The 12,322-nt window shown below is 63.1% G+C and carries 12 protein-coding genes; 8 read left to right on the forward strand and 4 right to left on the reverse strand.

Annotated elements, in window-relative coordinates:
• Positions 1-10: 10 nt before the first annotated feature.
• Positions 11-751, reverse strand: coding sequence for a UMP kinase (pyrH, locus tag ACO07D_RS17510; RefSeq protein WP_421704217.1), 741 nt, complete (start codon positions 749-751; stop codon positions 11-13).
• A gap of 105 nt (positions 752-856) precedes the next feature.
• Here pyrH and miaA point away from each other — a divergent pair, with 105 nt between their 5' ends.
• The 6 genes from miaA to ACO07D_RS17540 all read left to right on the forward strand — a co-directional run bounded on the left by miaA (position 857) and on the right by ACO07D_RS17540 (position 9,564).
• Positions 857-1,747, forward strand: coding sequence for a tRNA (adenosine(37)-N6)-dimethylallyltransferase MiaA (miaA, locus tag ACO07D_RS17515; RefSeq protein WP_421705064.1), 891 nt, complete (start codon positions 857-859; stop codon positions 1,745-1,747).
• A gap of 273 nt (positions 1,748-2,020) precedes the next feature.
• Positions 2,021-2,842, forward strand: a complete 822-nt coding sequence (locus tag ACO07D_RS17520; protein WP_421704218.1) for an AraC family transcriptional regulator — start codon at positions 2,021-2,023, stop codon at positions 2,840-2,842.
• A 278-nt stretch (positions 2,843-3,120) separates the two neighbouring features.
• Entirely contained in the window at positions 3,121-4,785 is a 1,665-nt protein-coding gene (locus ACO07D_RS17525; RefSeq protein WP_421704219.1) for an ABC transporter substrate-binding protein, read from the forward strand.
• 139 nt (positions 4,786-4,924) lie between these two features.
• Positions 4,925-6,010, forward strand: coding sequence for an ABC transporter permease (locus ACO07D_RS17530; RefSeq protein ID WP_421704220.1), 1,086 nt, complete (start codon positions 4,925-4,927; stop codon positions 6,008-6,010).
• 13 nt (positions 6,011-6,023) lie between these two features.
• Entirely contained in the window at positions 6,024-7,466 is a 1,443-nt protein-coding gene (locus ACO07D_RS17535; RefSeq protein WP_421704221.1) for an ABC transporter permease, read from the forward strand.
• Positions 7,467-7,476: 10 nt separating this feature from the next.
• Positions 7,477-9,564 (forward strand): dipeptide ABC transporter ATP-binding protein, encoded by a 2,088-nt coding sequence (locus ACO07D_RS17540; protein WP_421704222.1) that lies wholly within the window; start codon positions 7,477-7,479, stop codon positions 9,562-9,564.
• A 66-nt stretch (positions 9,565-9,630) separates the two neighbouring features.
• Here the strand turns inward: ACO07D_RS17540 and ACO07D_RS17545 are convergent, their stop codons facing one another.
• The gene (locus ACO07D_RS17545; RefSeq protein ID WP_421704223.1) at positions 9,631-9,861 is read right to left on the reverse strand and encodes a hypothetical protein; all 231 of its coding nucleotides are present in this window, start codon (positions 9,859-9,861) and stop codon (positions 9,631-9,633) included.
• 165 nt (positions 9,862-10,026) lie between these two features.
• Between ACO07D_RS17545 and ACO07D_RS17550 the strand changes: the two genes are divergently transcribed.
• Positions 10,027-10,569, forward strand: a complete 543-nt coding sequence (locus ACO07D_RS17550; RefSeq protein ID WP_421704224.1) for a VOC family protein — start codon at positions 10,027-10,029, stop codon at positions 10,567-10,569.
• Between the two features lie 92 nt (positions 10,570-10,661).
• Here ACO07D_RS17550 and ACO07D_RS17555 read toward each other — a convergent pair whose 3' ends face one another.
• Both ACO07D_RS17555 and ACO07D_RS17560 read right to left on the reverse strand, forming a co-directional pair.
• On the reverse strand, positions 10,662-11,039 hold the full coding sequence (locus tag ACO07D_RS17555) for a hypothetical protein (protein WP_421704225.1): 378 nt from the start codon (positions 11,037-11,039) through the stop codon (positions 10,662-10,664).
• A gap of 5 nt (positions 11,040-11,044) precedes the next feature.
• Entirely contained in the window at positions 11,045-11,632 is a 588-nt protein-coding gene (locus ACO07D_RS17560; RefSeq protein WP_421704226.1) for a lytic transglycosylase domain-containing protein, read from the reverse strand.
• A 150-nt stretch (positions 11,633-11,782) separates the two neighbouring features.
• On the opposite strand from ACO07D_RS17560, the gene ssb reads away from it, so the two are divergent.
• Positions 11,783-12,319 carry a single-stranded DNA-binding protein gene (gene ssb, locus ACO07D_RS17565; protein ID WP_421704227.1) on the forward strand — a complete coding sequence of 179 codons (537 nt, stop codon included), beginning with the start codon at positions 11,783-11,785 and terminating at the stop codon, positions 12,317-12,319.
• The last annotated feature ends 3 nt before the right edge of the window (positions 12,320-12,322 follow it).

The raw sequence follows: 12,322 nt of genomic DNA on the forward strand, positions 1-12,322 counted from the left end.
GGGGGCGGGCTCAGCCCTCGACGCGGGTATAGGTCCCCTCGCCCGCCAGGATGCCCCGGAAGCCGCCCGGTTCATCCAGCGGGAAGACAATCAGTGGCAGGTTGTTGTCCCGCGCAAGCGCGATGGCCGAGGCGTCCATGACCTTGAGCCGCTTGGCCAGCACCTCATCATAGGTGATCCGGTCATAGCGCACCGCGTCGGCGTGTTCCTTGGGATCCTTGTCATAGACACCGTCAACCCCGTTCTTGCCCATGAAGATCGCCTGGCAGGCCATTTCATTGGCGCGCAGGGTGGCGGCCGTGTCGGTGGTGAAATAGGGGTTACCGGTGCCTGCGGCAAAGATGCAGACGCGCTTTTTCTCCAGGTGGCGCACGGCGCGGCGGCGGATGTAGGGCTCGCATACCTCATCCATGCGAATGGCCGAAATGACGCGGGTGAACACCCCCAGCCCTTCCAGCGCCGACTGCATCGCCAATGCGTTCATCACCGTGGCCAGCATGCCCATGTAATCGGCCGTGGTACGTTCCATCCCCTGCGCCGAGCCCGACAGGCCGCGGAAAATGTTGCCGCCGCCGATGACCATGCAGATTTCGACGCCGAGATCATGCACCGTCTTCACCTCGCGCGCTATACGCTCGACGGTGGGAGGATGCAGGCCGAAGCCCTGGTCGCCCATCAACGCCTCCCCCGAGATTTTCAGCATGACCCGGTCAAAGGTCCGTTGCGGGGTCTCAGGCGCTTGATCGCTCATGGTTGCCACTCACTCGATGTCATGATTGTCTGGCGCGCAAAATGGCCGAAACCGGCGCCGGGTTCAATGCGGGAAAGCGTGACCCCGGCCAAAAAGTGGATACCGATGGATCAAGAGGTGAAACGCCAGCTGGCCGCGCTGCCGGCCGACCGCCCGGTTCTGATCGCCGGGCCGACCGCCAGCGGGAAATCCGCCCTGGCCCTGTCGATTGCCCGCCAGGGCGGCGGTGTGGTGGTCAATGCCGATGCGTTGCAGGTGTTTTCCAATTGGCGCGTGCTGACCGCGCGACCTTCGGAGGCGGATGAGGAGGTCGCACCGCATTTGCTCTACGGCCATGTGGCAGGCGACCAGGAGTATTCGGTCGGTCACTGGCTGCGCGATCTTGCACCGATTCTGTCCGGGCCTGACCGTCCGATCATCGTCGGTGGCACCGGGCTCTATTTCACGGCCCTGACCGAAGGGCTGGCCGAAATTCCACCCACCCCGCCCGAGGTGCGCGCCGAGGGCGAGGTGATCCTGGCAGACCAGGGCCGCGAAGCCCTGCTGGCCGAGCTGGACCCGGAAACCCTGTCGCGGATCGACCAGCTCAACCCGGCCCGTGTTGCGCGCGCCTGGGAGGTCTGGCGCACCACCGGGCGGGGACTGGCCGCCTGGCAGGACGACACGCCGCCGCCCCTGTTGCCGCTGGCGAACACCCTGCCCCTGGTGCTGGAGACCGGCCGCGACTGGCTGCGCGACCGCATCGCCCGGCGCTTTGACGCCATGCTGGCCGATGGCGCGCTGGAGGAAGCGCGCGAGAACCTCGACGGTTGGAACCCCAAGGCCCCCAGCGCCAAGGCGATCGGCGCACCGGAACTGATTGGCCACCTGCGCGGCGAGCTGACCCTCGACCAGGCCCGCGAGGCCGCCATCATCAGCTCGCAGCAATATGCCAAGCGCCAGCGCACCTGGTTCCGGTCACGGATGAAGGCCTGGCGGACGGTGGTGGTAGGCTGACGTCCAGCCCGAGAGAATCGATTCTGCCCCTGCGGCTTGTACGGGCGATTTGCCCGCGCAGTCTTTTGCTACCTTCGTCGTCCGGGTGACAGGCTGGTGCTCGGAGCCTCCGCCCTCCGTTGTGGCGTGACTCGCGCGATCCCCAAAATCTAGCGCCACCCCCTAGAGCTTTGGAAACAAACTGTTCTTCAAATATTCCGGGGCGACTTTTTCGGTCAAATCCGCTAGGAAATGAGGGAATAGGACAAGCCTCTTGCATAAGACCGACATCACATGACCCGCGCTGCTGCCACTTCGACGACCGCCCTGAAATCCCCGTTTCGCGTGCTGCCTCTGGCCCGCCTGGCCAAGGGTGGACGATGGCGGACCGAGGCAATGCGCAGCTATGGCGCGCCGGTGCTGATCTGGTTCACCCGCGGACAGGGGCGTATCACGGTCAGTGGCGTGACTGCGGGCTACGGGCCGCACAACGCAATCTTCCTGCCCGCCGGCACCATGCATGGGTTCGAGATGTCGAACCAGACCCATGGCACCATTGTGGTCTTCCCTGCTGGTGTCGAAACCCTGCTGTCCCTGCCAGAGGAACCGGTGCATCTGCGCCTGCGCGAGGCGGACAAGCAGGGCGAGCTCAGCCGCATGATCGACAATCTCCAGCGCGAGATGGAGAACGGCTCGCCGCGCGCGCAGCAGGCGATGATGTGTCACGCGGGTCTGCTGGCGGTCTGGATGGAACGTGAGCTGCAGCGCAACGAACCCGAAGACGGGCGACCCGATGCCTCGGGCCGCCTTGCCGCTGCCTATTCGGCGCTGGTCGAACAGGAGTTTCACACACCCAAGACCGTGCGCGACTACGCCGCCGAGCTTGGGGTGACGCCGACCCATCTGAGCCGGGTCTGCAACAAGGCCTGTGGTCGCCCGGCCTCGGCGATTCTGGCCGATCGGGTGCATTACGAGGCGCGTCGCCTGCTGGCCGAGACCCATCTGCCGGTCAAGGACATCGCCGCGCGCCTGGGCTTTGCCAGCCCTGCCTACTTCACCCGCGCCTTTCAGCACCACACCGGCCACACGCCGTCCGATTTCCGCAAGGCGCAATAGGCGGGCGATGCAAAAACTTTGACGTTTTTGTCAAACTCTGGCGTTCCCAAAGGCTTGCATCACACGACACGCATACAACCGTCGCGACGGCCCGGTGTCGTTTTTTACACATCACGATGTCGTTTTCTGGCACCAAAATGACGAATCCAACCGTTGACGCCGCCACCAAAAAGATGCCCCATGGTCTCGGAGGGAGAATGTCGTTTCGCTGACCCCAGCGTTTGCGCAATAAAATTCCCCGATCATAAAGACCAAGACGTGCTACAGGGAGAACACGTATGACCGACCAGACCATCAACGGCAAACCCATGCATCCGGCCGCGGAGATGTACGCGCAGGAATGCCGCGAGGGCCAAATGGACCGCCGCGAGTTCCTTGCCCGCGCAACTGCGCTCGGCGTGACCGCCACCGCCGCCTACGGGCTTATCGGCGCGGCGCAACCGGCCATGGCGGACGGCCACAAGCCGCAAGGCGGCACCCTGCGCGTCCAGATGAGCGTGCGCGAACTGAAAGACACCCGCACCTACGACTGGTCCGAGATCGGCAACGAGACCCGCGGTACGCTGGAATACCTGGTCGAATACAACAACGACGGGACCTTCCGCGGCATGCTGCTGGACAGCTGGGAGATCAATGACGACGCCACCGAATACACCCTGAACGTGCGCAAGGGCGTGAAGTGGCACAACGGCGACGACTTCACCGCGGACGACGTGGCGAACAACATCATGCGTTGGTGCGAGAAGGACGTCGAAGGCAACTCGATGGCCGGCCGCATGGCGACCCTGATCGACCCGAACACCAATGTCGCCATCGACGGCGCGATCCAGGTGGTCGACAGCCACACGGTGAAACTGATGCTGCCCTCGCCGGACATCTCGCTGATCCCGGGCATGGCCGACTACCCGGCTGCCATCGTGCACAAGGACTACGACCCCGAGGACACGCAGAACGCCGTGGGCACCGGCCCCTATCGCATCACCAACCTCGAAGTTGGCGTCGGCTGCACGCTGGAACGCATCGCCGACTTCACCTGGTGGGGCACCGAAGTCTATGGCGGCCCGTACCTGGATACGATCGAATATATCGACTACGGCACCGACCCGTCGTCCTGGCTGGCCGCGATCGAGGCGGAAGAGGTCGACATGCTGCACGAGTCGGTCGGTGAGTTCATCGACGTGCTGGACGGCCTGGGCCTGACCAAATCCGAGGTCGTGACCATGGCCACCGTGGTCATCCGTCCGAACCAGCTGGCCGAGATCGACGGCAAGAAACCCTATGCCGACAAGCGCGTGCGCAAGGCGATCCAAATGGCCGTCGACAACGCTGTCTGCCTGGAACTGGGATATGGTGGCCGCGGCGCGGTTGCCGAAAACCACCACGTCGGCCCGGTGCACCCGGAATATGCCGAACTGCCGCCGCTCAAGCACGACCCGGCCGCCGCCGCCGCGTTGATGGAAGAAGCCGGCATGATGGATTTCGAGCACGAACTGATGTCGATCGACGACGACTGGCGCCGCAACACCACCGATGCCGTCGCCGCGCAGATGCGTGACGCGGGCTTCAAGGTGAAGCGCACCGTGCTGCCGGGCAACACCTTCTGGAACGACTGGGCCAACTACCCGTTCAGCTCGACCAACTGGAACCACCGTCCGCTGGGCGTGCAGATCCACGCGCTGGCCTATCGTTCGGGCGAGGCTTGGAACGAGTTCGGCTGGGCCAACCCGGAATTCGACGCCATGCTGGCCGACGCCCTGTCGATCGCCGACGCGGACAAGCGCCGCGAGGTGATGGCCAAGATGGAGGCGCTGATCCAGGAGGAAGGCGTCACGATCCAGCCCTACTGGCGCTCGCTCTACCGCCACGTGGGCGAAGGCGTGGAAGGTGCGGACATGCACATCGCCTTCGAACACCACCACTACAAGTGGGCGCTGTCGGCCTGACGGCCGCGGACCCGCGAATGAACCGGGGACGCGCCCACGGGCGCGTCGCTTCCCACCGCCCCGCTGCAACGACACCGGGGTGTGACCCACAAGAACAGACACGCCAAGCACGTCTGCCAAGCCACCACAGGGGCTCCCCATGGGACTGTTCATCTTACGCCGGGTAGCGGTCATGCTACTGACGGCCATCTGCCTGACTTTCATCGTCTTCACCTTGACCAACCTCGAGCCAAACCTCGAGAAACTGGCCAAGACGCAAGGCAACATGCGCATGACCGACGATCAGGTCGAAACCTGGCTGTCGAACCGCGGCTATCGGGACAATCTCCTGATGAAATACGGCCAGTGGTTGGGTGTCGTGCCCGGCTACGTGATCGAAGGCAGCGACGGTGAGCTGCGCGGCAAGTGCATCCGCCCGGGCATGGACCCGGCCGAGGCGCCGCGCTTCTGCGGAGTGATGCAGGGGGACTGGGGCTGGTCGACGCGCTTCCGCGAGGAAGTCGGCTCGATCATCGGCAAGCGCCTGGGCGCCACCGGCTGGCTGATGTTCGCGGTGATGTGCGTGATGGTGCCCGGTGCGCTGGTGATTGGCGTGCTGGCTGGCATGCGTGAAGGATCGCGCCTGGATCGCGGCCTTTCGACCGTGTCGATCCTGACCACGGCAACACCGGAATACGTCTCGGGCGTCATCTTCATCGCGCTTCTGGCCTCGACCAAATACGGCATCTCGCCGCTGCTGAACGAATGGGGCATCATCGAGGCCAAGTCGCTGTTCAAGGGCACCGCGACCTCGGCGATGAAGGATATCACCTTCAACAACTTCACCCTGCCGGTGCTGACCATCGCGCTTTACGGCATGGGCTATATCGCGCGCATGACCCGCGCCTCGATGACCGAGGTGATGACCGCGCAATATATCCGCACCGCGCGACTGAAGGGGGTGAGCTTCCAGAACATCGTGATGAAACACGCCCTGCGCAACGCGCTGATCGCGCCCTTTACCGTGATCATGCTGCAATTTCCCTGGCTTCTGAACGGCGTGGTGATCGTCGAGACCCTGTTCAACTACAAGGGCTTCGGCTGGACCCTGGTGGAAGCCGCCGGCAACAACGACATCGAGATGCTTCTGGGCGTGTCGGTCGTGTCGGTCTTCGTCGTCCTGGTGACGCAGCTGATCTCGGATATCGGCTATGTCTACCTGAACCCGCGCATTCGCATCAGCTGAGGGAGGGTTGATCATGGAACCGCTTACCTGGACCGGAAACCTGTCCTTTCTGAACCTGCCGCTGCAGGCCGCCGCCACTCTGTTCTTCATCCTCGCCGTGGTGCAGATCCTTGTGGGCTTCGTGCCGCAACACGGCTCGACCGTCTATCACGACAGCACCGTGGCCGGTGGACCCGGCCTGCATGGCTGGAGCGCGCGGCTGACGCTGTGGAGCTTCTACCTGGTGCTGGTGCTCTGCCTGGCCTACCTGGTGCTGGGCATGATGATGGGCACCGCCGGGGGCATCCTGGGCGCCGTAGCGCGCCAGTTCACGCCGGTGTGGATCGCCCTTGTCGTCACCTTCTTTCTGTCGATCCGCTACAAGCGCCGACTCGGGCTCTACGGCAAGCTCTTCGACTCGACCATCGGCATGGTGGGCTTCGGCCTGGTCATGTTCTGGGTGTTCACCGCGGTCTTCGCGGGCCTGTTCGACATGATCTACACCCACGCCCCGCTGGAGCAGGTGTCGGGCATGAAGAACAAGCTGCCCGGCACGCCGATGAGCGGCGCCGAGGGGGGGGATTACCCCTGGTACCTGTTCGGCGGCGACAACCTGGCACGCGACGTGTTCTCGCGCATGGTCACCGGCTCGATCACGGTGATCCTGATCGCACCGCTCGCAACAATCTTTGCCTTCATGGTCGGTATTACCCTCGGCCTGCCCGCCGGCTACTACGGCGGTCGCCTGGACACGGTGCTGAGCTTCTCGGCCAACCTGATCCTGGCCTTCCCGGTGATCCTGTTGTTCTACCTGCTGGTGACACCCGAGATCCGTGAGAGCGGCCTGCCCAATTACATGGCGGTGGTGCTGTTCGTCTTTCCGCTGATCTTCCTGGGCGTGCTGATCAACTCGCGCTTCCACACCCAGCCGCAGAAGAACACGATCTTCCTGGCGCTGGCGCTGGGGATCGGCGGCTGGCTCTACCTGACGCTGATCTCGGATCAGAGCTCGGTGATCCGCCTGCTGCCCGACGGCCTGGACTTCTTCAACATCCCGGGCGGCATCCTGGTCGTCTTCGTCTCGGTGGTCTTCGTGAACTCGCCCACGGTGTTCCGCATCGTGCGCGGCCTCGCGCTGGACATCAAGACGCGCGACTATGTGGCTGCGGCCCAGACCCGTGGCGAAGGCCCCTGGTACATCATGCTGTGGGAGATCCTGCCCAACGCGCGCGGGCCGCTGATCGTCGATTTCTGTCTGCGCATCGGCTACACCACAATCCTTCTGGGGACCCTGGGCTTCTTTGGCCTTGGCCTGCCTCCGGAAAGCCCTGACTGGGGCACCACGATCAACGACGGGCGCAAGCTTCTGTCGATCTTCCCGCACCCCGCGCTGGCCCCGGCCCTTGCGCTTCTGTCCCTGGTGCTGGGCCTGAACCTGCTGGCCGACGGCCTGCGTGAAGAATCGCTGAAAGACTGAGGAGCAGATCATGAGCAAATTGGCAGATTATGATGGCCCCGTCCTCGAGATCGACAAGCTCTCGATCAGCTTCTTTACCCGGCTGCGCGAAATCCCGGCGGTGATGGATTTCTCTGTCCGGGTGCAGCCCGGCGAGGCCGTGGGCCTGGTGGGCGAAAGCGGATGCGGCAAGTCCACCGTGGCGCTGGGCGTCATGCAGGACCTGGGCGTGAACGGGCGCATCGTCGGTGGCTCGATCAAGTTCAAGGGCCGCGACATGTCCGAGATGACTCGCGACGAGCTGCGTGACATTCGCGGCAATGAGATCGCGATGATCTATCAGGAGCCGATGGCCTCCCTGAACCCGGCAATGAAGATCGGCAAGCAGCTGATGGAAGTGCCGATGATCCACGAGGGCGTGAGCAAGGAAGAGGCCTATGCCCGCGCGTTGGAAGTGGTCACGGATGTGAAACTCCCCGACCCGAAACGCATGCTGGACAGCTACCCGCACCAGCTGTCAGGCGGGCAGCAGCAGCGCATCGTCATTGCGCTGGCATTGATGACCAAACCCTCGCTGCTGATCCTCGACGAGCCCACCACGGCGCTTGACGTGACGGTCGAGGCGGCGGTGGTCGAGCTGGTCAAGGACCTGGGCAAGAAATACGGCACCTCGATGCTGTTCATCTCGCACAACCTGGGCCTGGTGCTGGAAACCTGCGACCGGCTCTGCGTGATGTATTCCGGCGAGGCGGTGGAACGCGGCTCGATCGAGGACGTGTTTGACGACATGCGCCATCCCTATACGCAGGCATTGTTCCGTTCGATCCCGCTGCCGGGTGCTGACAAGAACGCGCGTCCGCTGGTGGCGATCCCGGGCAACTTCCCCCTGCCCCACGAGCGCCCCGAAGGCTGCAACTTCGGTCCGCGCTGCAACTACTACATGGAAGGGCGCTGCGACCAGGGCTACATCCCGATGGAGGTGGTCAAGGGCAACGAGCGCCACGTCAGCCGCTGTCTGCGCATGGACGAGATCGACTGGGATGCCCCGCCCGAGGTCGAAGCCAAGGCGGAAAAGCCGCCCGTCGGCGAAATTGTTCTGAAGATGGACCACCTCAAGAAATACTACGAGGTGGCAGCCAATGCGCTGTTCGGCGGCGGCGAGAAACGGGTGGTCAAGGCCAACGAGACGCTCAGCTTCGAGGCCCGCGAGTCGGAAACCCTGGCCATCGTCGGCGAGTCGGGTTGCGGCAAGTCCACCTTCGCCAAGGTGCTGATGGGGCTGGAAACAGCCACCGATGGCAAGATCATGATGGGCGACGAGGAAATCCACGACATCCCGATCCAGGATCGCTCGACCGAGACAATCTCGTCGGTGCAGATGGTTTTCCAGAACCCGTTCGACACGCTGAACCCGTCAATGACGGTCGGGCGCCAGATCATCCGCGCGCTGGAGGTCTTCGGCGTTGGGGACAGCGATGCCGACCGGCGTCAGCGCATGCTGAAGCTGCTCGACCTGGTGAAACTGCCGCGTGCCTTTGCCGACCGGATGCCGCGCCAGCTGTCCGGCGGGCAGAAACAGCGTGTCGGCATTGCCCGCGCCTTTGCCGGTGATGCACGCATCGTGGTGGCGGACGAACCCGTCTCGGCACTGGATGTATCGGTGCAGGCGGCGGTTACGGACCTGTTGATGGAAATCCAGCGCGAAAACAAGACGACACTGCTCTTCATCTCGCACGACCTCAGCATCGTACGCTACCTGTCCGACCGCGTCATGGTGATGTATCTGGGCCATGTGGTGGAACTGGGCACGACCGACCAAGTCTTCGCCCCGCCCTATCACCCCTATACCGAGGCGCTGCTATCCGCCGTGCCGATCGCCGACACCTCGGTCGAGAAGGAGCACATCGTGCTGGAGGGCGACATCCCATCGGCGATGAACCCGCCCCCGGGCTGCCCGTTCCAGACGCGCTGCCGCTGGAAGGACAAGGTTGATGGCGGTCTGTGTGAAACCCAGGTGCCGCCGGTGCGCACCATGGAGGGCAAACACCAGATCAAGTGTCACCTGACCGAGAACGCCCTGGCCTCGATGACCCCCGTGATCAAGATCGCCGCGGAATAAGGGCTGAAATCCACAGGGGCGCCGGTGTCCAGCAGGAGACCGGCGCCTTTTTTCATGTCCAGCCTATCACCGGCCGAGCAGACGCACCAATTGCTGCTTGATCGCCTCCCAGCCGTTTGCACGCGGCGGGTCGATATGGGCGAATTCCTCATTCTCGGCAAACTCGACCTTTGATGCACGCCCATTGGCCCCTTGCCCGTTCTTCCAAGACCCGGAGCCCCCGCCCTGACGCGCGCCCTTCGGCTGTACGCTCGCATTGATGCGATTCAATCTGGCTTCGAACTTGTCGTGGCTCATTTTGTCGGCGTCCTTCTTCCATCCCCCTTCAATTTGCACCGGCAAAATGGCGGAAATCTGGCCGCCCTTGGGTAACAGCGTGAAAGTGCCGATTTTGCCTTTTCATTTTCGTTGCATTTACAATGATCACATGTTAAATACCTTCCAACCGAGGAGGAGACCCACATGAAAATTGAACAGATCCACCACGTCGCCTATCGCTGCAAGGACGCGAAAGAGACGGTCGAATGGTATCAGAAGATGCTGAACATGGACTTCGTGCTGGCCATTGCCGAGAACCACGTGCCCTCGACCCACGAGCCGGACCCTTACATGCACATTTTCATGGATGCGGGGAATGGCAACGTTCTGGCCTTCTTCGAACTGCCGACCAAGCCGGAAATGGGCCGTGACCCGAACACGCCGAAATGGGTACAGCACATCGCCTTCAAGGTGAAGGACCGCGCGGAACTGATTGAATTCAAGGACCACCTTGAGGCGAACGGCGTCGATGTGCTGGGCGTGACCGACCACTCGATCTTCCACTCGATCTATTTCTTCGACCCCAACGGCCACCGTGTCGAGCTGGCCTGCCCGGACCCGGAGGAAGAGGAGATGCTCAAGCGCATGGATGCGGTGAAATGGGACATGCTGAACGAATGGTCCGAGACCAAACGCGCTCCAAAACACGCCGACTGGCTGCACAAGAAGGAACTGTCGGGCCTTTAACCCGCAACCTCAGACGAATTCGGAAACCCGGTCTCTTTTGAGGCCGGGTTTAACTTACCCGAACAATTTACTGAAATTAAACGACTTCAACCTCAGAACCCGAACCGGTTCAGCCGCCATTCACCATCCTCTTCCAGCCAGGAAAACCGCACCGGTCGCGCAGCACTGCCATCGGCCGGTTGAAACTGCCCGATCAGGGACACTTCCGCGCCCTCGTCCAGCGTTTCGGTGAACACGAACTCGCCGGGCACCGCAAAGATCCCGCCCGTCTCCATCATGCCCTGAAAGGCATAGAGCGAGACCTTGCGCCCAAGGTAGCTCGATGTCAGGGCGTGGGCCCCGGCCACATCACCTGCAATCAGCGCCTCGGTTAACTGCCCTACCGTCGGGGTCGCAGGCGTCATTTCCTCGGCCTGAACCAGTGCGAGGCTCAGCAGGAAAACCCCTGCGGCAACAGCAATTTGGCGCATTTTCTTCAGCTTCCCAAAATGGCTTTCACATAGCCCTGCGTTTCGCGGTACGGCGGGATGCCATCGTATTTCACAACCGCCTCGGGCCCTGCATTGTAAGCCGCCAGCGCAAGACGCCAGGAGCCGAAACGCTCATACTGCCGTTTCAGGTACCGCGCGCCGCCTTCCAGGTTCTGGCGCGGATCCAGCGGATCGACCCCCAGAAGCTGTGCCGTTTCAGGCATCAGCTGCGCCAGGCCAAGCGCACCGGCCTTGCTTTCCGCCGTGGCCTTCCAGCCGCTCTCCTGCTGCACGAGACGCAGGAACAGGTCCTCGGGAATGCCATGTTTGCGTGCCGCGTCACGGGCCATTTGCAGGTATTCGCCACGATAGTTGCCACCGTAGGCCGGGATACCCTCCTGCCCGGGCAGCGCGATCGCGCGTGGTGTCAGGCGAACCGAGTTTGCATATTGCTGAGCCGCGCGCGTGTCCAAAACCCGCGTCATCGCATCAAAGCTCGACCGACCGTTCGATGTCGCGAAGATATCTCCCGCATCGGCAGGCTGCCCCGCCAGAACGGCGGCGCCGAAAACCACGGTCAGAACTGTTTTCATCACAAACCCCTCGAACTTGTGGCGCAATATAGGCGTAAACCTGCCACGCGAAAAGAGGGGCGGCGGTTTGTCGCCGGGCAGTTGCCTCTTTCCCTCATGCGCCCCGTCTGGTGTAACGTTGTCCAACGTTTTCAGATTCGGAGGGTCCCCATGGCGGGTTCGGTCAACAAGGTCATTCTCATCGGCAACCTGGGCCGCGATCCCGAGGTGCGGTCGTTCCAGAACGGCGGCAAGGTGTGCAACCTGCGCATCGCCACCTCGGAAACCTGGAAGGACCGCAACACCGGCGAGCGTCGCGAGAAGACCGAATGGCATTCGGTTGCGATCTTCCAGGAAGGTCTGGTGCGCGTGGCCGAGCAATATCTGCGCAAGGGCTCGAAAGTGTATCTCGAAGGCCAGCTGCAGACCCGCAAATGGCAGGACCAATCGGGCAACGATCGGTACTCGACCGAGGTCGTGCTGCAAGGCTTTGGCGGCACGCTTGTGATGCTGGACGGCCGTTCCGGCGGTGGTGACGGCGGCGGCTACGGTGGTGGCGGCGGCGGCTACGGCGACCAGGGCGGCTATGGCGGCGGCTCGGGCGGCAGCTACGGCGGCGGCCAGGGCGGCGGCTTCGGCGGTGGCGGCGGCGGCGGGTCCGCCCCGGCCGGCGGTGGCGGCGGGTTCGACGACGAGATCCCGTTCTAAGAC

The sequence above is a fragment of the Aliiroseovarius sp. genome (genome assembly GCF_965228805.1).
Taxonomy (GTDB): Bacteria; Pseudomonadota; Alphaproteobacteria; order Rhodobacterales; family Rhodobacteraceae; genus JASBTN01.

What these genes read in the sequence shown, in the direction of transcription:
- ACO07D_RS17530 (WP_421704220.1), top strand. Translation starts at nt 4,925, where the DNA reads ATGGGACTGTTCATCTTACGCCGGGTAGCGGTCATGCTACTGACGGCC.
- ACO07D_RS17520 (WP_421704218.1), top strand. Translation starts at nt 2,021, where the DNA reads ATGACCCGCGCTGCTGCCACTTCGACGACCGCCCTGAAATCCCCGTTT.
- ACO07D_RS17540 (WP_421704222.1), top strand. Translation starts at nt 7,477, where the DNA reads ATGAGCAAATTGGCAGATTATGATGGCCCCGTCCTCGAGATCGACAAG.
- ssb (WP_421704227.1), top strand. Translation starts at nt 11,783, where the DNA reads ATGGCGGGTTCGGTCAACAAGGTCATTCTCATCGGCAACCTGGGCCGC.
- ACO07D_RS17560 (WP_421704226.1), bottom strand. Translation starts at nt 11,632, where the DNA reads ATGAAAACAGTTCTGACCGTGGTTTTCGGCGCCGCCGTTCTGGCGGGG.
- ACO07D_RS17545 (WP_421704223.1), bottom strand. Translation starts at nt 9,861, where the DNA reads ATGAGCCACGACAAGTTCGAAGCCAGATTGAATCGCATCAATGCGAGC.
- miaA (WP_421705064.1), top strand. Translation starts at nt 857, where the DNA reads ATGGATCAAGAGGTGAAACGCCAGCTGGCCGCGCTGCCGGCCGACCGC.
- ACO07D_RS17550 (WP_421704224.1), top strand. Translation starts at nt 10,027, where the DNA reads ATGAAAATTGAACAGATCCACCACGTCGCCTATCGCTGCAAGGACGCG.
- ACO07D_RS17555 (WP_421704225.1), bottom strand. Translation starts at nt 11,039, where the DNA reads ATGCGCCAAATTGCTGTTGCCGCAGGGGTTTTCCTGCTGAGCCTCGCA.
- ACO07D_RS17525 (WP_421704219.1), top strand. Translation starts at nt 3,121, where the DNA reads ATGACCGACCAGACCATCAACGGCAAACCCATGCATCCGGCCGCGGAG.
- ACO07D_RS17535 (WP_421704221.1), top strand. Translation starts at nt 6,024, where the DNA reads ATGGAACCGCTTACCTGGACCGGAAACCTGTCCTTTCTGAACCTGCCG.
- pyrH (WP_421704217.1), bottom strand. Translation starts at nt 751, where the DNA reads ATGAGCGATCAAGCGCCTGAGACCCCGCAACGGACCTTTGACCGGGTC.